Source organism: Corynebacterium aquilae DSM 44791 (genome assembly GCF_001941445.1).
In the GTDB taxonomy this organism is placed as follows: Bacteria; Actinomycetota; Actinomycetes; order Mycobacteriales; family Mycobacteriaceae; genus Corynebacterium; species Corynebacterium aquilae.
In genome coordinates this window covers 1,052,105-1,076,167 of the sequence record NZ_CP009245.1, presented here as the reverse complement: position 1 = coordinate 1,076,167, position 24,063 = coordinate 1,052,105, and the positions used below count along the sequence as shown (strand labels likewise).

The 24,063-nt window shown below is 62.9% G+C and carries 19 protein-coding genes; 8 read left to right on the top strand and 11 right to left on the bottom strand.

What is annotated here, in order from left to right:
• Positions 1-27 precede the first annotated feature (27 nt).
• The 5 genes from CAQU_RS04550 to typA all read right to left on the bottom strand — a co-directional run bounded on the left by CAQU_RS04550 (position 28) and on the right by typA (position 7,985).
• The gene (locus CAQU_RS04550; RefSeq protein WP_075725617.1) at positions 28-1,731 is read right to left on the bottom strand and encodes an ABC transporter ATP-binding protein; all 1,704 of its coding nucleotides are present in this window, start codon (positions 1,729-1,731) and stop codon (positions 28-30) included.
• 2 nt (positions 1,732-1,733) lie between these two features.
• The gene (locus CAQU_RS04545) at positions 1,734-2,708 is read right to left on the bottom strand and encodes an ABC transporter permease (protein WP_075725615.1); all 975 of its coding nucleotides are present in this window, start codon (positions 2,706-2,708) and stop codon (positions 1,734-1,736) included.
• Positions 2,701-3,627 carry an ABC transporter permease gene (locus tag CAQU_RS04540; RefSeq protein ID WP_075725613.1) on the bottom strand — a complete coding sequence of 309 codons (927 nt, stop codon included), beginning with the start codon at positions 3,625-3,627 and terminating at the stop codon, positions 2,701-2,703. Before CAQU_RS04540 ends, CAQU_RS04545 begins: the two co-directional genes overlap by 8 nt.
• 370 nt (positions 3,628-3,997) lie before the next feature.
• A complete protein-coding gene (locus tag CAQU_RS04535) occupies positions 3,998-5,596 on the bottom strand; it encodes a peptide ABC transporter substrate-binding protein (protein ID WP_075725611.1) in 1,599 nt (532 codons plus the stop codon).
• A 478-nt stretch (positions 5,597-6,074) separates the two neighbouring features.
• A complete protein-coding gene (typA, locus tag CAQU_RS04530; RefSeq protein WP_075725609.1) occupies positions 6,075-7,985 on the bottom strand; it encodes a translational GTPase TypA in 1,911 nt (636 codons plus the stop codon).
• Positions 7,986-8,816: 831 nt separating this feature from the next.
• Between typA and CAQU_RS12595 the strand changes: the two genes are divergently transcribed.
• From CAQU_RS12595 to CAQU_RS04510, 5 genes are all read left to right on the top strand, one after another.
• Entirely contained in the window at positions 8,817-8,957 is a 141-nt protein-coding gene (locus CAQU_RS12595) for a hypothetical protein (protein ID WP_157108902.1), read from the top strand.
• A gap of 144 nt (positions 8,958-9,101) precedes the next feature.
• Positions 9,102-9,788, top strand: coding sequence for an Rv1157c family protein (locus CAQU_RS04525; protein ID WP_075725607.1), 687 nt, complete (start codon positions 9,102-9,104; stop codon positions 9,786-9,788).
• 5 nt (positions 9,789-9,793) lie between these two features.
• A complete protein-coding gene (locus CAQU_RS04520) occupies positions 9,794-10,327 on the top strand; it encodes a ribonuclease FAU-1 family protein (protein ID WP_075725605.1) in 534 nt (177 codons plus the stop codon).
• A gap of 107 nt (positions 10,328-10,434) precedes the next feature.
• Complete coding sequence (arsC, locus tag CAQU_RS04515) at positions 10,435-10,800, top strand: arsenate reductase (glutaredoxin) (RefSeq protein WP_075725603.1); 366 nt, start codon at positions 10,435-10,437, stop codon at positions 10,798-10,800.
• Between the two features lie 3 nt (positions 10,801-10,803).
• On the top strand, positions 10,804-11,592 hold the full coding sequence (locus tag CAQU_RS04510) for a S1 family peptidase (RefSeq protein ID WP_075725601.1): 789 nt from the start codon (positions 10,804-10,806) through the stop codon (positions 11,590-11,592).
• A gap of 68 nt (positions 11,593-11,660) precedes the next feature.
• Here the strand turns inward: CAQU_RS04510 and CAQU_RS13240 are convergent, their stop codons facing one another.
• The 4 genes from CAQU_RS13240 to CAQU_RS04490 all read right to left on the bottom strand — a co-directional run bounded on the left by CAQU_RS13240 (position 11,661) and on the right by CAQU_RS04490 (position 15,683).
• A complete protein-coding gene (locus CAQU_RS13240) occupies positions 11,661-12,584 on the bottom strand; it encodes an NUDIX domain-containing protein (RefSeq protein ID WP_075725599.1) in 924 nt (307 codons plus the stop codon).
• A 25-nt stretch (positions 12,585-12,609) separates the two neighbouring features.
• Positions 12,610-13,368, bottom strand: coding sequence for an energy-coupling factor transporter transmembrane component T family protein (locus CAQU_RS04500; protein WP_075728380.1), 759 nt, complete (start codon positions 13,366-13,368; stop codon positions 12,610-12,612).
• Positions 13,369-13,450: 82 nt separating this feature from the next.
• Positions 13,451-14,956, bottom strand: a complete 1,506-nt coding sequence (locus CAQU_RS04495; RefSeq protein WP_075725597.1) for an ABC transporter ATP-binding protein — start codon at positions 14,954-14,956, stop codon at positions 13,451-13,453.
• 97 nt (positions 14,957-15,053) lie between these two features.
• Entirely contained in the window at positions 15,054-15,683 is a 630-nt protein-coding gene (locus CAQU_RS04490; RefSeq protein WP_075725595.1) for an ECF transporter S component, read from the bottom strand.
• A 339-nt stretch (positions 15,684-16,022) separates the two neighbouring features.
• Here CAQU_RS04490 and CAQU_RS04485 point away from each other — a divergent pair, with 339 nt between their 5' ends.
• The gene (locus tag CAQU_RS04485) at positions 16,023-16,691 is read left to right on the top strand and encodes a DUF4232 domain-containing protein (RefSeq protein WP_075725593.1); all 669 of its coding nucleotides are present in this window, start codon (positions 16,023-16,025) and stop codon (positions 16,689-16,691) included.
• A 22-nt stretch (positions 16,692-16,713) separates the two neighbouring features.
• Here the strand turns inward: CAQU_RS04485 and CAQU_RS04480 are convergent, their stop codons facing one another.
• Positions 16,714-17,052 carry a DUF2218 domain-containing protein gene (locus CAQU_RS04480; RefSeq protein ID WP_075725591.1) on the bottom strand — a complete coding sequence of 113 codons (339 nt, stop codon included), beginning with the start codon at positions 17,050-17,052 and terminating at the stop codon, positions 16,714-16,716.
• 115 nt (positions 17,053-17,167) lie between these two features.
• Between CAQU_RS04480 and CAQU_RS13235 the strand changes: the two genes are divergently transcribed.
• Both CAQU_RS13235 and CAQU_RS12590 read left to right on the top strand, forming a co-directional pair.
• Positions 17,168-21,964 (top strand): DUF808 family protein, encoded by a 4,797-nt coding sequence (locus CAQU_RS13235; protein WP_075725589.1) that lies wholly within the window; start codon positions 17,168-17,170, stop codon positions 21,962-21,964.
• A 188-nt stretch (positions 21,965-22,152) separates the two neighbouring features.
• Positions 22,153-22,725 (top strand): hypothetical protein, encoded by a 573-nt coding sequence (locus CAQU_RS12590; protein ID WP_169836024.1) that lies wholly within the window; start codon positions 22,153-22,155, stop codon positions 22,723-22,725.
• Positions 22,726-22,833: 108 nt separating this feature from the next.
• On the opposite strand, the gene CAQU_RS04470 is transcribed toward CAQU_RS12590, so the two are convergent.
• Positions 22,834-23,955 (bottom strand): glycerate kinase family protein, encoded by a 1,122-nt coding sequence (locus CAQU_RS04470; RefSeq protein ID WP_075725587.1) that lies wholly within the window; start codon positions 23,953-23,955, stop codon positions 22,834-22,836.
• Positions 23,956-24,063: the final 108 nt, after the last annotated feature.

Genomic DNA, 24,063 nt, shown 5'->3' with positions numbered 1-24,063 from the left:
GGGGTGCGCCGGGGGGTGTTTTCTCGGCTAGGAGGCGCCGAGGGTGATGCCCAGACCCGGAACCGAGTTGATGAGGTTTTCGGTGTAGGGGTCTTGGGGGTTGTCGAAGATGTCGTCGATGCGGCCTTGTTCGACGACCTTGCCTTGTTTCATCACGACCACGTCGTCGGCGGTTTGGCGTACCACCGCCAGGTCGTGGGTGATGAACAGGTAGCTCAGGCCGAGTTCTTCCTGCAGGTCTGCCAGCAGGTGCAGGATTTGGTTTTGCACCAACACGTCCAGTGCGGACACCGCCTCGTCGAGGACGATGACTTCCGGGTTGAGCGCGAGCGCGCGGGCCACGGCGATGCGCTGGCGCTGTCCGCCGGATAGTTCGTTGGGGAAGCGTCGCATCGCGGAGCGGGGCATGGCGACCATGTCGAGCAGTTCCGCAACGCGTTTTTCGCGACTTTTGCGGTTGCCGACTTTGTGCACGCTCAACGGTTCTTCGATGCAGCGGAAGATGGAGTACATCGGGTCGAGTGAACCGTAGGGGTTTTGGAAGACCACCTGCAGTTTGCGCCGCATGTCGAACAGTTCTTTGCGGCCCAGCGTCGACAGGTCGGTGCCTTTGTAGTACACCTTGCCGCTGGTGGGGTCGAGCAGGTTGAGCACCATGTTGGCGACGGTGGATTTGCCGGAGCCGGACTCGCCCACCAGGGCCAGGGTGTGGCCCTTTTTCAGGTCGAAGGACACGTCATCGACGGCGAGGAGGGTTTTCTTGTCGCCTTTGGCGCCGCGGATCTGGAATTCCTTGCTGAGGTTTTCGACCTTGATGACGGTTTCGTTGGAGCTGGGCTCGCTGGCCATCATGATGTCGTCGGCGTGCTCACCGTGGGCTTTGGCTTCCCGAATGCGGGCGGAGGCCAGGGAGGGGGCGGCCTGCACGAGACGCTGAGTGTAGGGGTGCTGGGGGTCTTGCAGGATCTCCAGGGAGGGCCCGGATTCGACGACGCGTCCGCGGTGCATGACCACCAGGTGGCTGGCGCGCTCGGCGGCTAGGCCGAGGTCGTGGGTGATAAACAGCACGGCGGTGCCGAGTTCTTGGGTCAGCCCCTCGAGGTGGTCGAGGATTTGGCGTTGCACGGTGACGTCCAGCGCGCTGGTCGGCTCGTCGGCGATTAGCAGGCGGGGGCGGGCGGCCAGACCCATGGCGATCAGGGCGCGCTGGCGCATGCCGCCGGAGAATTCGTGCGGGAATTGCTTGGCGCGTCGCGCCGCGTCCGGCAGGCCGGCTTCTTCCAGCAGTTCCGCGACGCGTTCGTCGGCGGTTTTGCCTTTGAGGTCGATGTTGTTGGCGCGCAGCGATTCTTTGATTTGGGTGCCGATGCGCCACACCGGGTTGAGGTTACTCATCGGGTCCTGCGGGACCAGGCCGATCTGGTCGCCGCGGATGCTTTGCATTTTCTTCTCGTCGAAGGTGGCGAGGTCTTTGCCGTCGAAGTTGATTTCTCCGCCGGTGACTTTGCCGGTGCCGGGAAGAAGGCCGATTAGTGCCATGGCGGTGGTGGATTTACCGGAGCCGGACTCGCCGACGATTGCCACGGATTGTCCGGGGTAGATCGTCAGGTTGACGCCGCGCACGGCTTCTACCACTCCGTTGGAGGTGGTGAAGCTGACGTGGAGGTCTTTGATGTCGACCAGGGGCGCGGTGGGATCCAAGGGCTGGGTGGTGTTATCGGTGGTGGCCATGTCTATCGCTTCCTGGACTTCGGGTCGAGTGCATCGCGGACGACGTCACCCATCATGATGAAGCTCAGCACGGTCAGTGCCAGTGCGAGCGCCGGGTAGAACAGCACCATGGGGGCGGTTCTCAAGGATGCTTGGGCGGCGGAGATGTCGCCACCCCAGCTGACCACCGACGGTGGCAGGCCAATGCCCAGGAAGGACAGGGTGGCTTCGGTGACGATGAAGGTGCCCAGCGCGACGGTGGCGTAGACGATGATCGGTGCGGAGGCGTTCGGGATGATGTGGCCGAGCAGCATGTGGGTGCGGGAGGCACCGACTGCGCGGGCGGCGGTGACGTATTCCTCGTTTTTGACGGTCATGACCGCGCCACGGGTGATGCGGGCGATGTTGACCCAGGAGAACGCCGCCAGGATGAGCACCACGGTGTAGACGTTGCGGTGTTCTTTGAACATCTGCATGAACACGATGGTGGCCAGCACGAAGGGGATGGCGAAGAAGATGTCGGTGATGCGCGACAGGATGGAGTCGAGGATGCCACCGAAGTAGCCGGCGAGGGCGCCGATGGTGCCGCCGAAGATCACCACCAGGATGGTGGCGAGAATGCCGACGGTGACGGAGGCGCGGGCACCGTAGATGGTGCGGGAGTAAATATCGCAGCCTTGACGGTCGAAGCCGAAGGGGTGTCCGGGTTCTGCGGGGTTGGCGGATTTTCCAAGCTCACAGAAGCGGGGGTCGATGCTGGTGAACAGCCCGGGGGCGATCGCCATGATGACCACCAGGACGATCATGAAGGCCGAGACCCAAAACAGGGGGCGGCGGCGCAGGTAACGCCAGGCTTCGGCCCACTGGGAGGAGGGGGCGCTGTCGTCGGAGACGGCGTCGACGGCGCCGAGGCCGCCTTCGTCGACGGCGGCGACGAAGCGTTCCTGCCCGACGCGCACGTTGACGGGGACGTGGAGGTTCTTATCTGCATCAGGCATAGCGGATCCTTGGGTCGAGAACGGCGTAGAGCAGGTCCACGAGGAGGTTGGCGATGATGTAGACGACGACCAGGACGGTCACGAAGCTCACGACGGTGGTCGGTTCGCCCTTGATGATGGCGCGGTAGAGCTGGCCGCCGACACCGTTGATGCCGAAGATGCCTTCGGTGACAATCGCGCCACCCATGAGGGCACCCAGGTCGGCACCCAGGAAGGTGACCACTGGGATCAGCGAGTTGCGCAGCACGTGGCGCAGCATCACCTTGGAGCCGGACAGTCCCTTGGCGCGGGCGGTGCGCACGAAGTCGGCGGAGAGGTTTTCGCTGACGGACTGGCGGGTGAGGCGGATGACCATCGCCGTGGAGACGGCGCCGAGCACCAGTGCTGGCATGAGCAGTGATTGGAAGGAGACGTGGCTGCCGACGGTGGTGGGCAGCCAGCCGAGTTTGATGCCGATGACGAACTGAAAGACGAAGCCGATCACGAAGGAGGGCACCGCGATGACGAACAGGGACACCAGCAGGATGGTGGAGTCGAAGAAGCCGCCACGCTTAATACCGGCGTAGACACCGAGGATGATGCCGAAGATGGCTTCGAACAGCAGGGCCATGACGCCGAGTTTGATGGTGACGGGGAAGGCGTGGGCCATCACTTCCAGGACGGGGCGGCCGGAGAAGGTGGTGCCGAAGTCGAGGGTGAGGATGCCTTTGATGTAAAGCAGGTACTGGATGATGAAGGGTTTATCCAGGTTGTATTCTGCGCGGATGCGTGCTTCCGCTCCAGGGGTGAGTCCCCTGTCGCCGCCGAGTGCTTGCACGGGGTCGCCGGGCATGAGGAACACCATGGCGTAGATAAGCAGGGTGGCGCCAAAGAATACGGGGATCATCTGCAGTAGTCGTCGTCCGACGTAGCGCAGCATGTCGACCCCTTTCGTGGTTCGGGTGCTGATGGGTGGGGCGGGTGTGGCTCTAAGGCCACGCGGGCCCGCGCGGGTGGGTGCGTCGGCTTGTCGTGGGCGGGCGCCGTTTTTAGGCGTCCGCCGCCACACAGCGAACGTGTTACACGACACAGTTGCGGGCGTGGTTTGAAGAATAACTGAGGATGCACTGTGTTGAAAGTGCGGTGCTTTCAGGCGACGCGCAAAGCACCCCACTGCGGCAATTGGTGTCAATCACAGTCAAAAGCGGGGTGCTTGTCGCGAGAGTCGGATCATCCGAGTGTGAAAAGCTCCGGGCCACTCCCCCGCCCGGGTACGAGGGGGGTCGGGGGGTTGGCGGTGAAGCAGGTGTTTACTTCTTGGTGATCTCGTTGTAGTCCGGGACAGACTTCCAGTTGAACTTGACGTTGTCCACGGTGTCGGCCCAGCCGCCGGTGGCGTTGGAGTACCACAGCGGGGTGGCGGGCAGATCCTTGAACAGGATTTCCTGGCCGTCGTTGTAGAGCTTGTTGGACTCGTCGACGGAGGTGGCGCCGGCTGCCTTCTTCATGGCTGCGTCGAACTCCGGGGAGGAGTATTCGCCGTCGTTGGAGGATGCGCCGGTGGTGTACAGCGGCACCAGGAAGTTACCCAGGCCGGGGTAGTCGGCCTGCCAGCCGGTGCGGAAGGCGGTGGTGATGGTGTGCTTGGAGATGTCGTCACGGAAGGACTTGAAGTCCGGGTAGGGCTTGCCTTCCGCGTCAATGCCCAGGGTGTTGCGGATGCTGTTGGTGACCGCATCGACCCAGCCCTGGTGGCCACCGTCGGCGTTGTAGGCGATCTCGAACTTGCCGGACCAGGGGCTGATCTCATCGGCCTTGGCCCACAGTTCCTTGGCCTTCTCCGGGTCGTACTTCAGCACCTCGCTGCCCTTGATGTCGTCGCTGTAGCCGGCGATGACCGGGGAGGTGAAGTCCTTGGCGGGGGTGCGGGACTTCTGGAAGATCTTATCGGTGACCTCGTCGCGGTTGATCGCCATGGAGATAGCCTGGCGGCGCAGGTTGCCTTCCTCGCCGGAGAAGTGCTCGAGGCGCTCCGGGATGGTGAAGGACTGGAAGACAGCGGCGGGCTGGTTGACGGAACGTCCATCCAGGTCGGTCTCGAAGGCAGTCAGGGCGTTGTCCGGGACGGAGTCAAGCACGTCGAGCTGGCCGGAGAGCAGGTCAGCGTAAGCGGCGTCCTGCTGCGGGTAGAAGACGAACTTCACGCCGTCGTTTTTGACCTCGCGGGGGCCGTTGTACTCCGGGTTCGGCACGATCAGGGCGTCGGTGTCGTGGTTCCACTCGGCGAGCTTGTAGGGGCCGTTGGACACCGGGTTGTCGCCGTATGCCTTGATGTCGTCGTAGGCGACGTCGGGCAGCGGGAAGAAGGCGGAGTAGCCGAGACGCAGCGGGAAGTCAGCTTCCGGCTGGGTCAGCTCGACGGTGAAGGTCTGGTCGTCGACGATCTTCAGGCCTTCCATTTCCTTGGCGCCCTCGGCGTAGCCCTTGATGGGCTCCATGAAGGAGGCGCTCATCAGGTCGTTGGCGACGGCGTAGTTCCATGCCTTGACGAAGTTTTCGGCCTTGACGGGGCTGCCGTCGGAGAACTTCGCGTCCTTGCGAACGGTGATGGTGTAGAGCTGGGAGTCCTCGGTCTCGATCTTCTCGGCAAGGTCGTTGTGCTCCTTGCCGTCGGAATCGTAGTAGACCAGGCCGGAGAAGATCTGGTCGATGATCTTGCCGCCGCCGGTTTCGTTGGTGTCGGCCGGGACGAGCGGGTTCTGCGGCTCAGTGCCGTTGACGAGGATGTAGTTGTCTCCTCCGCCTTCACCACCGGATGCGCTGGAGCTGCCGCTGTCGGACGAGCAGGCAACCACGGTGCAGGCCAGTGCGGCGCTGAGAGGGATGGTCAGAAACTTCTTAACAGACACGTTTTCTTGTCCTCCTGTATGGGATGGGCACCCGGGACGTGTGAGCCGGGCAAGTGACCATCAATATAGGTGTGATTGAGGCGACGTGAATGCGTTTTGGTGATGTGAGTTACCAAATTGTTATGTTCGGCAACGATCCATCACCCCCATCACCTAAGCCTCCCCGCGGAAAAACCGCAGGACACCGCCGAAAGTCACCACTGCGAAAGATGACAAAGATGCAGGTGATGAAAAAAATACCGTGAATTGCATGCTATCCACAAATTGCGGACACTCCCCCACCCCCGCGGGCGTACGCTGCAGAAACCCATCCCCAATAATCCTCAAAAACTTATGCATGTTTTGCCATGAATCTTGGTGATGAAAACACACAACCCCGGCACTCACCCACAGTTTCTTGTGGGGCGGGTGCCGGGGCTGCCGGGGTCACGCACCGCGTGCCACTATTTAACGGTGGCACGGGCGTGAACTGCGGGGGTTACTTGTTGCGCTGCTTCTCGCGGGCGCGGGCGCGGCCACGCTCGGTGGCATTGAGGATCACCTTGCGCACGCGGATGGTCTCCGGGGTGACCTCCACGCACTCGTCCTGGCCACAGAACTCCATGGCTTCTTCCAGGGAGAGGTTGCGGGCCTTGGCGAGGGTCACCGTGGCGTCCGCGGTGGCGGAGCGCATGTTGGTGAGCTTCTTCTCACGGGTGATGTTGATGTCCATGTCTTCGTCGCGGTTGTTCGCGCCGACGACCATGCCCTCATAGGCTTCGGTGCCGGGCTCGACGAAGAAGGAACCACGATCAGCGAGCTGCTGCAGGGCGTAGGCGGTGATCTGGCCGGAGCGGTCAGCCACCAGGGAGCCGGTGGCGCGATCCTTGATCTCGCCGGCCCACGGCTCGTAGCCCTCGGAGTAGTGGTTTGCGATACCGGTGCCGCGGGTTTCGGTCATGAAGGTGGTGCGGAAGCCGATCAGGCCACGGGCCGGAACCTTGTATTCCATGCGCACCCAGTCAGAACCGGTGTTATCCATGTGCACCATCTGGCCCTTGCGGGCGGCCATCAGCTGGGTGACGTTGCCCTGGTATTCGCTGGGCACGTCGATGACCATGTGCTCATAGGGCTCGTACAACTTGCCGTCGATGGTGCGCGGCACCACCTGCGGCTTACCGACGGTCAATTCGAAGCCTTCGCGACGCATGGTCTCCACGAGAATGGACAGGGCCATCTCGCCACGGCCCTGGACTTCCCAGGCGTCGGGACGCTCGGTGGGCAGCACCTTGATGGAGACGTTACCGATGAGCTCCTGGTCCAGGCGGGACTTGACCACGCGGGCGGTCAGCTTGTCGCCGCCACCGCGACCGGCCAGCGGGGAGGTGTTCACACCGATGGTCATGGAGATCGCCGGCTCATCGACGGTGATACGCGGCAAAGCGATGGGGTTTTCCAGATCGGCGAGGGTGTCGCCGATCATGATTTCCTCGATGCCGGAGATCGCGGCGATATCGCCGGCGATGACCTCATCGGTGGGCACACGGGTCACACCGACGGTGCGCAAAAGCTCCGCGATCTTCGCGGTCTTGGTGTGCTGGTTACCTTCGGAGTCGTAGTGAATCCAGGCCACCTGCTGCCCCTTCTTCAAGGTGCCGGCGTGCACGCGCACCAGGCCGATACGGCCCAGGAAGGAGGAGGAGTCCAGGTTGGTGACGTGTGCCTGCAGCGGAGCGTCCAGCTGGGCGGTCGGCTCGGGCAGGGTCTCGTAGAGCACGTCGAACAGTTCCTGCAGGTCCGCAGCCTCAGGCACGTTGCCGTTGCCCGGGTTGGTGGTCGACGCCTTGCCTTCACGGCCGGAGGCGTACAGCACGGGCAGATCCAGCAGACCCTCGGCGGCCTCAGCAGCCTCGGGATCTTCCAGGGTGGAGGCCAGCTCGAGCAGCAGGTCGTGTGCTTCCTCGACAACCTCATCGATACGGGCATCGGGGCGGTCGGTCTTGTTGACCACGATGATGACCGGCATTTTCGCGGCCAGAGCCTTGCCCAGCACGAAGCGGGTCTGGGGCAGCGGACCTTCGGAAGCATCAATCAGCAGCACCACACCGTCAACCATGGACAGTGCGCGCTCCACCTCGCCACCGAAGTCGGCGTGGCCGGGGGTGTCGATGACGTTAATAATGAGGTCCTGGCCATCCTTGCCGGCACCCTGACGACGAATCGCAGTGTTCTTCGCCAGGATGGTGATGCCCTTTTCCTTTTCCAGGTCGCCGGAGTCCATGACCCTATCGACCAACTCAGCGTGCGCATCAAAGGCGCCAGACTGGCGCAGCATCGCGTCAACAAGGGTGGTTTTGCCATGGTCAACGTGCGCGACGATGGCGACGTTACGGAACTCGGTTTGGGTCACGGGGGTTTCAATCTCCTGGATTTTGTTAGACCCCCTGGGTTTTTCACGCCGACACTTTGTCGTCCACATCGAACGTCGTCCACATCGAACGCAGTGCCTTAAATTAAGCGGCGGGGGCCGTATGAAGTTGGTTCATGGCGCTTTCCCACACGGGGCCAAGCACACATGAGCCACCACGACAACGATGCCTGGCGCTTCATGCGCGACATCCGTGGTGGACAAAAACAAATAATCAATGGGAGCGAGCTGCACCCGCGTTTTTTCGCGCGGGGTCTCACCAACGCCGCTACCAAGCGGCGGTCAGTGCGCCTCGAAGACGCATCCTGTCGCGTTCGGCAGCAAGACGTAGGGCCAGTTAAGCCGTGCCTTTAACAGCACCACCTGCTCGCAAAACACCCATTGTTGATTCGCGAAGCGTTGCGGTCGTGTTTTCATCAAGACACACAGGCCCTTCACACAGCGTACTCCCTTTTTGCCTATCCCCGTCATTGAGGCCACAGCAACGCCACTGTCATCCCGCACCCACCCGCGCCAGGTCCGCCAGATACCCACTCCCCACCACCGGCATCTTTTCGCTTTCACGCCCAAGCCGGACGATGTAACTCACTGCGGAACGTTCACCCAACGCCTGCGAGCCACACTGCCCTGACCTGTCGTTTTCGCGCATATCGTGGCGCATTAGCGGTGCCATCTAGGCAATTTTCAGGCCGGGCGGAGAATTTTTTCGAGGAATTATCACGATTGTGTAACGCTCGCGCCAGGTGCAGCGACGTGAGTAGTGACACGCGCTCGTGAGCGAACCCGTCGCCCGCTTTGCAGTAGGTGGCGTGCATGAGTACCTGCGTTTCACTTTCCTTCTTCGGCCACATCGAAGGCCCACAACACCGCGTGCGCCTGCTGCGGCCGCTGAAGGAAAAGAAGCTTCCCCCGCGCCACGGCGCTGGGTTTATAACCGGCAGCCGCCGGAAATAACACCTGTGAAATTCACTAGCAACTGTTGCTCATGTGACTGCATGTGATTAAAGTTGCACGAGTTAACTGTGTTCTTACTGTGAACTTCTGTGAAGTTTGCTCTTAAAGACACCGCCCCCGACCGAGAAAAGCGAAGCCCACCACGTGACTAAACAGCGCACCACCCGCCTGGCAGCCATCCTTGCCACGGCCGCTACCGCGTGCATCTTCTCCTTCTCTCCTGCCACCGCGCAGGCCGCCAGCAGCGATCTGCTCGATCCGCTCGGGCGCCCCGCCCCGTCCATCCTGCAGCAGGCGGAAGACTTCGCCAATGCTCAGCCCCTGCCGGACAACATCAAGCAGGCCCTGCTCAAAGCCGTCGGCTTCTTCCGCGGCGACGGCGAACCCGGCGTAGATATCCCGGATCCCGACAAAGCGCCGGTGATCGCCCAGTTCGGCTGGCCCACCGTCGCCGGCAACTGCATCGGGGGCACCTCCAACGCCACCGGCACCGCTTTCGCCGTGGCCGGCCCCGCCGCGCTGCCGCTTCCCGGCGTCGAGGCAGAACACGCCGCCTTTGTTTTCACAGCGCTCGGCACCGACAAGATCGCCGAGCACCAAACCACCGCCATGCGTGTCAACTGGGTCAACATCACCACCGGGCGCACCGGCGTGACCCAGCTCGGCTACACCGGCATCAACCCGGACGGCCCGACCACCGTCGCAGGCACCGCCCACACCGGTCGTGGAACCATCATCGCCGTGCTCTCCGGCGGCGTGACCACCACCACCGACACCGGCACCGCCAACTGTGAGTTCCTCCCCACCAGCGGAATCGTTGAGGTGAAATAACAACAATGGCTGATCTGCACCCCGTCAAGGCCGAGACGTTTTCCGTCAAGGAACTGACCAACACCGACCCCAAAGGTTTCCTCCGCGACGTCGACACCTACCAGGTCACCGACTTCGGCCTCTACATGGCCCGCGGCGCCGACCACCCGGACTTCGGCTACCTGGAAAGCTGGCTGATCCCACAGCTGGGACTGCGCGCCAACATCTTCCACTACCGCCCCGGACACGATCGCACCGAAGACTTCTACTTCGACATCGCCGACATCACCGTCGATGGGGACGTGTGGTCCACCCGGGATCTCTACGTCGATCTTTTGTCCACCGTCGGCAACCCCGTCGATGTGGATGACATCGACGAGCTGGCCGCCGCCACCTCCGCCGGGCTGATCACCGCCGATGAGGCAGAACGCGCCATCGAAACCACCCTCACCGCCGTCGACGGCATCACCCGCAACGGCGACGACCCGATGGCCTGGCTGAAATCCATCGGCATCGAGTTGACCTGGGCAGACAACGTCGAATTGGCCCCCGCCGGCTAGTCGCAACGCACCTTTTCCTTTTCACCCCGCCACAAAACGTTTTCCACGCTTTGTCGGCGGGGTGTTGCCCATCAGCTTCACTCCCCTACCGGCTAAGGTTGGCACCCATGACGAGCTTCACCATCCTCCACAACCCCCGCTGCAGCAAATCCCGCGCGGCCCTGGCACTTCTCGAACATTCCGGCTACCCCGTAGAAGTAGTCGCCTACCTCAACACCCCGCCGAGCGCGGAAGAACTGCAAACCATCTGCGCCAATTCGGGGCTCAGCCCCGCGCAGTTGTTGCGCGATGGCGAAGCCGAATACCACGAAGCAGGCCTTCATCGGGATTGCACCGATGCCGAGATCATCGCGGCCATGGTGCGTTTCCCGAAACTGATCAACCGCCCCATTGTGATCCGACAGCCCGACGGCGCGACCGTGTTGGGCCGCCCCACCAGCACCGTTGCCGAACTGATCGAAAGCGCTCACTAAGCCATGGCCCACCGCACACGCTCCACCACACTGGCCGGCCTCATGGGCGCCGGGATGCTAGCCATTTCCGCCCTTAGTGCTGCACCGCCCGCCGACGCGCTGATTTTGGCGGGACCGGTGACCGCAGGCGTGGCCCAGTCGGCGGTCGCCTCGCTAAAACTAGGTAATGCCAGCTGCACCGGCACCCTGATTGCCCCCGAATGGATTCTCACCGCCCGCCACTGTGTTGGCGAAGGCGCCGGTAATGCGATCTCTGTGGGCGCCGGCATCGGCGGGCACGCCCGGCGCGCCACCGACGTCATCATGAGCCCCTACGCGGACTTGGCGCTGGTGCGCCTGGACGCCCCAGTTGATGCCCGACCCGCAGTGTTAGGCCGCGGGCACCTGCAGCCCGGCCAGCAGGGAACAATCGCCGGCTGGGGTTCCTCGCTATTGGTCGCCAAGCAGACCCCCGGCACGGTAGGCCACCGGTTTTTGGCCGGCGAGAACATGATCTCGCCGCCCGGCTCCGCCTATCTGGATGTGGCAACCCACGGCGGTCGGCTCACCAAGGGCGATTCGGGTGGCCCGCTGTTGATGGGTGATGAGGTGGTGGCGGTGGCCAGCATGGCTAACACCGCAGCCCCTTTGCCGGTGGCCGGCACCCGCGCATTCTATGTTCCGGTGGCCGAGCACCTGGAGTGGATTTCCCGACACACAGGCATTGTCGTGGCCCCGGCGTTCGGAGTGCCACAACCCCCGGTGTCGCCCGATGTGGCAGCCGCGAATACTTCTAGCTTCGGCTCCAGCTAGAGCCAGGCAGCATTGCCCCGCCGGCACCTTGTGGTGTGCCGGCGGGGTTTTAGCTTGAAGCCCGGAGGTTAGTGGTTGCCGGTAATGCTGTCGCGCAGATGCGCAAACACGCGCCTGGATAGGGGCGCGATGGTGCTCAAGGAGCTGTCGGGGGAAAGGAAACGCACCTCGGCGATTTCCGCTTGGGGCTCGGGCAGCTCAGTGTGGCTGCGGCACAGCCGAAACACGTCGCACACCACCGCGGTATTGGCCTCATTGGCGGCTTTTTCATAGAAAGTGCCCACAAAGTCCAGTGCTTCGCCGGCGGTGTCCAGGCCAAGTTCTTCGGCGATTTCCCGACGCGCGGTCTCCTGCGGGCTCTCCCCTGGCTCGCGTTTCCCGCCGGGCATGATGAAGCTGGTGGTGCCGGTTTTCCGGACGTGAAGGATCTCGCCTTCATCGTTGCTGATAATCATGGCGGACAGCACCAGCAGGGGCAACTGCTTGTGGTGATAGGTGATGTCAGCACCCGGGTGCTTGGCGAAGTGTTGGCGTTCTTGGGCCGCCCAGGTGTCCCAATAAGGCTCGTATGAATCATCCCGGGCCAGCGCCCGGGTTTTCCGCACCGCCTCGGGGGCGTCGATGAGGATGGTCAAGGTGGGGCCCAATGCTTGTGCGGCGGCAAGCGTGTCACTGGTGATGCTGCCGGCACCTTCAATGATCAACCCGCGGGAGTGGTCGAGAGTTTCGGTGACGCCAGTGGTGTTTTTGGCCCAATCCCACCGGGTTAGGTGCGGCCGGTGCGGATCAAGCACATCGCGGGCAACGATGGTGCCGGCCGCCGCCAACCCCTCCCACCCGGGATAGATGTCGTCCAAGTGCACCAACGGGCGATCCAACACGGTGGACAAATAGGTGGCGAAGGTGGTTTTCCCGGAGCCACTGGGCCCATCGATCAAGATGATGTGGGCGCTGCGGGCGCGCTCAAGGTAGGAGTCTGTTGTGGAAGTCATGGGAGATCTCCTGCGGATTAAGGGATTAGGAAAGACCAAAGATGGTGAAACTGCCGGTGATGATCGCCAGCCCCAAAGCCGCGGTCGGAATGAGGACAGAGGCGCACACCAGGACCAGGTCACAGCGATGCAGGCGGGAGGGTCGCGCCCAGGTGCGGCGCGTGGGCCCGCCAAAGCCGCGGGCTTCCATAGCGGTGGCAAGTTTCGTGCCCCGCCGAAGCGCCAACACCAACAACGCAAAGGTCTGATTAGACAACCGCGCCAGGGTGGTTTCATCGCCCAGCCCCCTGCTGCGGCGGGAGCGTTCCAGCTGCGCCCAATCGCGCCTAAACAAAGACCCGAGTCGCGCACCTGCAATCGCGCCAATCACAAATCGGCTGGGAAGGTGCGCCACCTGAGACAACGCATCACCTAGCTCCGTGGGATCCATCCCGGCAGCCGCAATGACCACCGGGCTCGCAATCGCCAGGATGCGCAACATGATAGCGATCGCCAAGGTGATGGAATTATCACTAATCGTGATCAGCCACAGGGTGAGGTACTCCTGCCCGCCAGGCTGACCGTAGAGCAACATGCTGATGCCCGCCAGCGGGGCAGCGATCCACACCGGGATCAGCGCGGTCGCCATCTTCTTCCAGCTCACCCCGCACAGTGGCGCAAGCAGCCAGGTGATAACGACCGTCACCAGAGCAGAAACAATATCGACGGTGATCAACAGCGGGGTGCCGATAATCATCACAGCCAGGATCCGGGCAACCGGGTTGGTGCCGGCAATCACGTTCACCCCGGCCTGCGGGCTGCGCGGCGGGCGGGAAGGATAAGCCGGGTCAAAGGCGATAGCGGGAGAATGCGGGGTGCTCATGGTGTCAGGCTCCCAATTCAATGTGATGGTCGGCGACATGGGATACGAAGGTGGGATCGTGGGTAATGGCCGCAACAGTCACCCCAGCGCCGTTGAGCTGTTTAATCAGCTCCAACAACTCGAAGAACGTATTGCGATCCTGGCCGAAAGTGGGCTCATCCAACAACACCAAACTGGGAGAAGCCACCAGCGCCGTCGCCACCGACAAACGTCGCTTTTGCCCACCGGACAAACTAAAAGGATTAGCCTGCGCCAGGTGGCTCAACCCGAGGCGCTCAAGCAGCTCATCGGCACGCTCGTGCAAGTGTTGCGGCACGTCGGCAGTTCTTTTCCGGCGCAGTGAACCTCGCGCCGGCACGCTGTCGGAGACCGCAGCCGCAGTAATCAGCAACTCATCACGCACAGTGCTGGCAACAAACTGGGCTTCCGGGTCCTGAAAAACGTAGGAAATCCTTTTCGCCAATTGGGTGCTCGACCAATCATGAGGGCGCCCAGCCAACCCCTGGGCGATCGACTCATGCACCCCCATAGTGCCACTCAAAGGCTGTAGAAGCCCTGCAATCGTCAACGCAAAAGTGGTCTTACCCACCCCATTTGCGCCTGTGATCGCGGTGGTCTGCCCCAGCGGGATAGAAACAGTGCGTGGACTCGCCGTGGGAGTTTGCGCATCCCAACCGCACTGCAGCTGCTCGGTCCACACCGCCGCATCTCGCACATTGTCTGCCTGGGTAGCTGATGAGGCGGCCGTGGTCGCCTCCAGCATGCTGGGGCGTTGCTCCGGCACCCACACCCCTTGGGTGGCCAGCTGCTCGCCATGACTATCCAAAATCTCCTGTGGCGGTCCATCAGCCACAATCCGGCCCCCATGGCCCAAGACGATCATCCGATCGACGTGTTCGACCCACAGTTCCAAGCGGTGCTCCACCACCACCAGCGTCGCCCCTGAATCGTTGACCGCATCGACGACGGCCTTCACCACCTCAACGGCACCCTCCGGGTCAAGATTGGCGGTGGGCTCATCCAACAGAATCAAGCCCGCCCCCATGGCGATCACCCCAGCAAGCGCCAGCCGCTGTTTTTGTCCACCAGACAGCTCAGCGGTGTTGTGCCACAGCGGCACCTCCAGGCCGACGACATCCAAGCCGTGGCGCACCCGCGGCCAAATCTCGTCCGCCGGAATTCCCCGATTCTCGCACCCGAAGGCAACGTCATCGCCGACACGGGTGTAGATGGTTTGTGCCTCCGGATCTTGCAGCACCATCCCCACCTCACCGGGGCTGCCCGCCTGCAAAGTGCCCGTGTGTTCCCCATCTTCCGCGCTGGAACCAAGTACGCCACCCAAGGCAGCCAGCAATGTGGATTTTCCAGCACCTGACGGCCCCACCAGAAGCACTCTCTCCCCAGGCGCGATATCGAGGTTGATGTGGGAAATGGCCGGGTCTTTGCGCCCGGAGTGACGGAAGCCGTAGTCGCGCGCGCGAACGCCGAGCGCAGTGACGGGATGGGTCATGGTTGGCTGTGCACTGCCTTTCGAAAACAGTTTGGGGGGTGAAAAACCACCGCCCCACCTCACGGAAACATCCGAGCGATGGGGCGAGAAGAAAGTGTTAGATCAACTGTTGGCGTTCACGGCCGGCAGCAAAACGATCCAGTGCGCCAGTGGCGGCCAGCGCCCGCACCAGAAGGTGCATCAACAAGCCGGCAATCACCGCACCGCTAATGAGCATGGTGACGCCGTAGATGGCGGAATACTCAATCCCTTTGGCGAAAGTTCCGGTCAGGCCCTCGTAGAGGAATTCGACGGCAGCTGCTCCCATACCTGCGAGCATGGCGGTTTTGACGCCGAAGGCACGGTAGGCAAACAACGCGAACACTAGTTCCGCGCCTAAGCCCTGGGCTAGGCCGGAATACAAGGTCGTCAGCGACCACGGGCTACCAAAGGCCACGGAAAACAGCGCGGCGAGCAGTTCGACGTACAGGGCAGCACCGGGCTTCCGGATGATCAGTCCGCCCAGCACGCCACCGATGAGCCAGCCGCCAGTGGCGATGCCACCCAGGCCCGGGGTGAGGGTGTTGGCTGCGGTGTACCAGGCGTAGCCTGCGGAGTTCCACAACACGAAGATCAGGCCGACCGCGACGGCGAGCACACTGGCGACGACGATGTCGACGATGCGCCAGGAGCGCGTGGAGGTGGCGGTGGATGTGGTGGATGTGGTGGATGGGGATGACTGGGTCATGAAGATTTTTCTCTCTCCCTAGCGCCGGCATTATCCGGATCAGGTGGTTGACGGTCTCTGGCGCGAAAAATATCTCCCCCGCGCGGATGCTTGGGGTGGTGATGCCAGATTCTCAGCCCAGTTGCGTCTGGGCTCCCGCGGAACGGTGCTCATCATACCGGCGGATAGGTCTGCCTTAGACATCGGCCGGTGTTAGCGAACTCCGTGCGAGGTGACAGAAGTTTTGGCATCCCTGATGGGTGATCAGGGCGGGTCGTGGGGAAAGAGTTTTCTTTCCCGGTGGGGGTGGTGGGTGGCTATTGTGCTGCAGACCTCACCCCATGAGGCTAGAGTTAACGTATGTTGCAATTGTTTTCTTCTGATACTCGGGCCGGTGGCCGCCTCACCCTCACCGGAGCGTGTTGCCTCGCACTGCTCACCAGCGGTTGCAGCCTGCTTGATTCGCAGGAAACGGACACTGCTCAACCCCAACAGCTCGCCGCGGACAGCTCCCCCGCCGATACCCGCACCCCCACCCCGGATGCCGACGCGACACAAGCCCCCGACAGCAACGTAGTGGCTGCGCCATCAGACACTGCCGAACACCCCATCATGCGGGAGGCCTGCCAGCCACAGCAGCTCGCCATCAGCGTCACCCCCACCGACGCCGGCGCAGGCCACCAGTACTACGCGATCACCGCGACCAACAATGGCCCGCACTGCACCCTGGCAGGATTTCCCGGTATTTCCGCGGTTGATGCACAGGGTCAACAGATCGGCGCCGCCGCCGAGCGCGAGGATGCCCACGATCCAGGCCCCGTACGCCTGGGACCAAAGGGGCAGGCACAGGCAACCCTGAGACTCACCAACGCACACCTTATGGATCCGGCGACATGCGCCCCCACCCCGGCTGCGGGGCTAAAAATCTACCCCCCGAACTCCTACGACTCCACCACAGTGCCTTTCGACTCAGTGGTGTGCGCCAAGGGAGCCACCACCCTCACCACGGGTCCGTTCACCCAGAAATAGGTATCGCGATGAAGCACCGTACCTACTCGGCGCGCTGCTTTTGTTCGAAGGTGACCGCAAGGTCTTCGCTAGCCCCAAAGCGAACCAGGTGACGCACGACTACGCCTTCGAAGCGCGAGAGAAGCTCCTCCGGCGCGTCGATAACGATGTCAAGCCCCTGCTCAACACAGGTCATCGTCACAACAGCGGTGCCCTCATAGGCGAAGCGGGGATCATCGCAATCTTTTCCGCGGCCCACAAAAAGCAGGGTTCCCATTTCGCCATCCCAGCTGGTTTCCAGCTTGTGCGCGAAGTGAGCAGCCATCTGTTTGCCGTAGCGGGCAGGTCGTTGCGTAAGAACTAATGCATGGGAATACAACATGCAACCACTGTATCCCGTTAGGTTTGCCTTGACTATTACTGCGAAGTTGCTAGGGGACAACTACTGTTAGAGGGGTACGCCCATACCCAAAACCACCCAACCAAGGACGACTTACATGGCCGGCGGATTGGCAGCCCTTCTCGACGATGTCGCGCTCATCGCTAAAACAGCAGCGTCAAGCGTCGACGACGTCGCCGCGGCGACCGCAAAGACCAGCGCAAAAGCAGCTGGCGTCATCGTTGATGACACCGCGGTAACCCCGCAATACCTTCAGGGAGTAACTCCCGCACGCGAGCTCCCGATCATTTGGCGCATCGCGCAAGGATCGCTCGTCAACAAGATCGCGATCATCATGCCGATCGCCTTGATCCTCAACTGGATCGCGCCCTGGCTCCTGACGCCACTGTTGATGATCGGTGGCTTCTATCTGTGCTTTGAGGGCGCCGAGAAGATTTATCACAAGCTCTCCGGGCACAAGACCGCAGCCCCCGTCGCCGCCAAGGGCCCCGACGCAGAAGACAAACTCGTCAAGGGCGCGATCCGCACCGATTTGGTGCTATCGGCGGAAATCATGCTGATCGCCTTCGACAATGTCCGCAACCAGGACATTGCAACGCAGGCGGTCGTGCTCATCCTGGTGGGCTTCATCATCACCGTCGGCGTCTACGGCGTGGTGGGCGCGCTAGTCAAAATGGACGACCTGGGATTCCACATCCTCAGCCGCAAGTCCAACTCCGGCCTCGGCAAAGCCCTAGTCAAGGGCATGCCCGTGATTTTGACGATTCTGACCTATGTCGGAACCTTTGCGATGCTGTGGGTTGGTGGCCACATCGTCCTGCAAGGCGCAGCCGAATTGGGGCTTACTGGCCCCATGGGTGTGGTGCACAACATGGAGCACTCCTTTAACCCGCGTACCACTTCCGGGCGCACCATGTCCTGGATCGTCGCCACCACCCTGTACACCATCCTGGGCCTGATCATCGGCGCCATCTTGGTGGCCATCGCTAAGGTTCTGCCCTTCGGCCACGGCGAGGACCACGACGACGAAGCCGTGCTGCAGGAAGCCCAGCCGGCCCCCGCGCTGGTTCCCGCGTCCGCCCCGGAGGCGGGTGAATTCGAAGCTAGCTACGAGCACAACAAGAAGCAGGCCGCCCTGGCCGAGGAGCACCGGGCCACTCAGGTTCCCTCCGAACTCGTTGGCGACGCCACCTCCTCGACTACCGAGGGTGGTTTTGCCGCAGCTGGCGTCTCCCCCGCCGGTGATGACGCCTTCCCCCAGGACTCCGAAGCAGCAAACGCCGAAGTGGATGCGCAAGCAGATGCTGAGGCGGACGCCGAGGAACAGCCCGCGAAGAAGCGCAAGGGCCTGTTCGGGTTCGGCCGCAAGCGTTCGGCAGCCACCGACACGGATACAGATGCCACCGATGCCACCGATGCTGCAGTCGAAGACGCTGCACCCGAGGCAGACCACACCAACCGCGCTGCCGCCGGTGCCGCCGGTGCGGTGGGCGCCGTCGGCGCAGCAGCCGCTTTTGCAGCTGCCAAAGACGCGGATGACGTCACCCAGGTCGAGCACCTCGAGCCGACCTACGAAGAGTTCGTGGAAGAACCCGCCGGCACTGCCGACGCGAAGGAGACGGCATTCCCCGCCGCCGAACAGGCAGAACTGCCGGTGCACACCACCGACGCCAACACTGCCTTCCCCGAGGATCAGGCTGCCGCAACAGAGTCCTCTCCCGCCATCGACGAGACCCAGGAGTTCGCTGCCGTGTCTAGTGAACCGCACACCTACGACGCCGAAGACACCGGCGTTCTGCCGGCCGTCGAAGACGACGCCACCGATTACGACGCCCGCGTCAACAAGCTCGCCGCGGCTCTCGCAGCCGACGAAAACACCGAGCTTCCCCACGAGCTCGAGGATGATGAAGAACTCGTAGCGGAGGAAGACTCCGCCGCCGAGGAAGAACCAAAGACCAAAAAGCGCGGCATCTTCGGCCTGTTCGGCCGCAAGAAGAAGGCCGCCGAGGAATCGGTGGTCGAAGACGACGCCGACGAGAACACGGAGCAGGACGAAGCATCTGTCGCCTCCTCCTACGACGAGGAAGCAGTCGATTACGACTACGACTACGACGACGTGCCGGATCAGGCCGAGGTTCTCCAACAGGATTTTGCTCCCGCCTCCCCCATTGCCCCGGCGCCCGACACCATGCCCGTCGACTCCGACTACCTTCCCGAAGGCCCCTACATCCCCGAGGGCGAGCACCAGCCGGAAGACTTTGGCGACGCCGACGAGCAATACTCCGCCGACGACGCCCCCTACGGTGCCCACGAGTACCGCCCCGAGCACCACGAAACCCCGGCAAGTGAAGCCACCGATGCGGATCACCACACCGAGGATCCCTTCCGCTTCACCGAATCCGACACCTTCGAAGCCGCGCCAGCAGATGCCGCAGCCGACGAAGACGTCTACGACGACGAGTTCTTCCAAGACGACACCAACGACGCGAAACGCCCTTCCCACGCGCTGCGGGAGGTCGAGGAACTCGACAGCTTCGACGACGAAGTTCCCGTGCACGTAGGTGGCCCGTCCACCTTCACCCCGGACACCGAACCGGCACGAGGCAACGATGCCTTCACCTACACCGAATCCAACGACGTTGCGGCCGAAACGCACCCCGAGCAGCAATCCGCACTGCCGTCCGCATTCGACCCTGCAACGCCGGTCGACACCAACCGGGCAAGCAACCCCGTCGAAGCATTCCCCGTTTTCGACGACCTTCCCGCAGTGATGAGTTTCGACGAGGTACTGGAAGAAGAGTCCACCCCGGCAGCGACGGCAACCACCGACGAAGATGCCGCATCGCAAGAGCACATCCAGCCGGCGGCACACAACGACGCACCTAGCGACGCCTTCCGCTTCGACGCCGAAAAGGACGCCAAGCCGGCCGAGGATGATCAGCTGTACTCCCCTGCCCCGCAGGAATCCGACGCCAAGAGCGAGACCATCTTCAGCGCCGCCGCCACAACCAGCGGTTTCGCCGCCACTGCAGCCGCAGTAGAAGCCGCCCGCCGCCAGGCCGAAGCAGAAGCACGACGCCTCGCAAAGCAGGAAGCCGAAGCTGCAGCTGCCCGCGCCCGCGCCGAAGAAGAAGCTCGCCTGAAGGCTCAGGAAGAAGCTCGACGCCAAGCAGAAGCAGAAGCACGTGCCCGTGCAGAGGAAGAAGCACGCCACCAAGCCGAAGCTGAAGCACGTGCTCGCGCCGAAGAGGAAGCTCGACGCCAGGCCGAAGCAGAAGCCCGTGCCCGTGCTGAGGAAGAAGCCCGCCGCCAGGCCGAGGAAGAAGCTGCACGACAGTTGGCTGCTGAACAGGCCCGCCTCAAGGCAGAAGCCGAAGCACGCGCTCGCGCTGAGGAAGAAGCACGCCGCCAGGCCGAAGCAGAAGCCCGCGCCCGCGCCGAGGAAGAAGCACGACGTAAGGCCGAGGAAGAAGCCCGTCGCCAGGCCGAGGCTGAAGCTCGCGCCCGCGCTGAGGAAGAAGCCCGACGCAAGGCCGAAGAAGAAGCCCGTCGCCAGGCTGAGGCCGAAGCACGTGCCCGCTCCGAAGAAGAAGCACGACGGGCTGCTGAGGAGGCTGCTCGACAGCTGGCTGCTGAACAAGCCCGCCTTCAGGCAGAGGCCGAAGCACGACGCAAGGCCGAGGAAGAAGCCCGTCGTAAGGCCGAGGAAGAAGCCCGTCGTAAGGCCGAGGCCGAAGCTCGCGCCCGCGCCGAAGAAGAAGCCCGACGTAAGGCAGAAGCAGAAGCACGCGCCCGCGCCGAAGAAGAAGCCCGACGCAAGGCCGAGGAAGAGGCTCGACGCCAGGCTGAAGAAGAAGCTCGCCGTGCCGCTGAGGAGGCTGCTCGACAGCTGGCTGCTGAACAAGCTCGCCTTCAGGCAGAAGCCGAGGCACAGGCCCGTGCTGAAGAAGAAGCCCGCCGCCAAGCAGAAGCCGAAGCTCAGGCCCGCGCCGAAGAAGAAGCCCGCCGCCAAGCAGAAGCCGAAGCTCAGGCCCGCGCCGAAGAAGAAGCCCGCCGCCAAGCAGAAGCCGAAGCTCAGGCCCGCGCCGAAGAAGAAGCCCGCCGCCAGGCCGAGGAAGAAGCTCGTGCCCGCGCTGAGGCCGAAGCTCAGGCTCGCGCCGAACTCGAGGCACGCATCAGGGCTGAAGCAGAAGCCAAGATCCGTGCCGAGGAAGAAGCTCGTCGCCAGGCAGAGGAACGGGAACGTCTCCGCCGCGAGGAAGAAGCCCGCAAACGCGCAGCGCAGGAAGCTGCCCGCAAGCGCGCAGCCGAAGAAGCGGCACGCCGTCGCGCCGCAGAGGAAGCCCGCCGACAGGCTGCAGACGAGGCACGTCGCCGTGCTGCCGAAGAAGCTCGTCGTAGGGCAGCTGAAGATGCAGCACGTCGTGCTGCTGAGGAAGCAGCTCGCAAGCACGCAGCAGAGCTCGCCCGTGAAAAGGCTGCAGCAGAAGCCCGTCGACTGGCACAGATGGAAGCGCACAAGCGAGCCGAAGCTGAGGCCCGTCGCAAGGCTGAGGCAGAGACCCGCGCGGCAGCACAGCGAAAGGTGCGTGAGGTTGCCGGCGTGGAGGATCCAGCTGCCGGTTCCATCGCTGCGGTCGCGGAGTCTGCAGCTCAGCGCAAGGCCCAGGAATATGCGCAGCGCAAGGCCCTGGAGCAGGCACGGATTCGCGCCGACCTGGAGCGCCAGCGTCGAGAGGTAGACGCGAAGGAAAAGGCTGCAGCTCGCGCTCGTGCTGTGGCTGCGGCTGCGGCTGGTCGCCGCACCGGCGCCACGGCCCACAACCCGGCCGCTGCTGCCGCTGAGGCGATTCGCGCCAAGAAGATTGCTGCACAGAAGAAGGACCAGAAGTAACTTCCTTCGCCCCGTGAGAACAGACACCTCACGTCACACCGCGTACTCCCCTTTTTGCGGGGGTGCGCGGTGTTTTTGTTTTGGCTTTGCCACTAACGTTGGTGGGGTATTTTTCACTGAGGCGCTTAACGCGCGCGGACACCTCAGTGGGTATCTTTCGAGTTTTGTGGATGAAAAAGGGGTGCGCTTTGCGTTCTTGGGCGTCTGGTGTGGTTGTGGTAGCTGGTTGTGTGTTGTTGGGGGCGTGTTCTTCTACTACTCCTGAGCAGCCTGAAATCTCATCGACTGTTGTCACGTCTGCGCCCACTAGCAGTATGGCTACGTCTGTGGCATCGAGTGCTGCCAGCACTACGTCTTCGGCACCGCCCCCTTCTACCTCGGCTGCCCTTTCGGCCACAACCACGCTGACGACAACCGCGCCTGCGCCGGCACAGGCTGCGCCGACAGTGGTGGAGTGTTTGCCTGGGACGCCGGGTCCGGCGCGTTTTTCTGACGGCTCACAGGGCTTTTCCCAGTTGTGTGTGGATCGCTACGGCGCTTCCTTGCCGGCTGATTCCCCGTATACGGCCCCGGGGGCTGGTTATCAGTGCCCGGGTACTGATGCTTTTGTGAAGGATCCTTCCTTGTGTACTCCGGCGAATTTGGGTGGGGAGCCGCTGCCGGCTGGTGGTGATGTGCCGAGTCCTGATTGCCCGGCGGCGGTGTGTGGCTATGGCACTGATGCGCAGGGAAACCCGAACCCGACCTCTGGTGAGTCGTAGGCGCAGTACGGTTGCCAGCAGGGCTATATCACCGATCCGGTGTTGTGCGCGAAGGTCGCTGACCTGTAGGCCTACACGTGTGGCGACCGCAAACGGGGGCGGGGTGTTTTAGCTGTGTGCGAGCCGTTGCGGGTAGTGCTGGGCTAGTTGTGCGGCGGCTTGGGCGATGGCTGTGCGAGGTTGGTTGAGGGCTTGTTCGGTGGGAACGATGTCGGTCAGCCCGATGCTTGCGGCGAAGTCTGCGGTGGGGGTGTTGTGGGGGATGGTTCCGGCGATCAGCAGGCACTCGGTGTCGTGCTGTTGGCTTAGGCGCAGCACGGTGGTGGGAACTTTGCCTTGCTGGGAGGTGGCATCGAAGCGGCCTTCACCGGTGATGACGACGTCGGCGTGTGCGATGTGGGTTTTGAGATCAATGGCTTGGGCGACGTGCTCAGCGCCGGGTAGTAGTTGCGCGCCGAGACAGGCAAGCGCGAATCCGACCCCGCCGGCGGCACCGGCGCCGGGTAGGTCTAGTGGTGGGGTGTGGGGTAGGGCGTCTGCGATGAGGTGTGCGAAGCGTTCGAGGGCTGCTTCGGCGGCCGGGAAGTCTTGTGGGGTGAGGCCTTTTTGTGAGCCGAAGGCTTGAACTGCCCCGCCGGCGCCTAGAAGGGGTGCTGTGACGTCGGTGATGACGGCGAGTTGGGTGTGGTTGAGGTGGGACAGCACTGTGGCTGCTGGTGTGATGTCGATTTTTTCGGCGGTGGCCACGCCGGTGAGTCCGTCGGCGATGTCGTGGCCATTTTTGTCGAGGATGCGGATTCCCATGCCCTGCAGCATTCCTGCCCCGCAGTCGGTAGAGGCGCTGGAGCCGATGCCCAGGTACAGCGTGGTGGGGGTGGTGGGTTCGGCTTGGTGGTGGCTGTTGTCGCTTGAGCTGTGGGATAGGTGGTGGAGTTGACGCGCGATCTGTTCGCCGAAGGGGCGGGTGCTGGCGCCGAAAGGATTGAGTGTTGTGAGGGTTTCGATGCCGCAGAGTTCTGCGAGTTCGACCACGGGCTGGGTGGGGTTGGCGAGGTGGAATGCGTGGCGGGTGCCTTCCCCGCCGTCGGCCATGGGTGCAAGCACGATCTCATCGTCGCTACGCACGCCGGCCCATCCGGTGCGGATGGCGTGGGCGACTTCGGTAGCGGTACAGGTGCCTTTGAAGCTGTCGGGGCAGATGACGACGCGGATTGGTGCTGCGGGGTTCATGTCGAAAGGCTAGGTGATTTTTGTGTTGCGCGGGGTGTGAAAGAGGTTTTCTCAGAAAAGGACTTGCGCTTTAAATACCTTAGGTATATTACTTAAGGGGGAACCAAA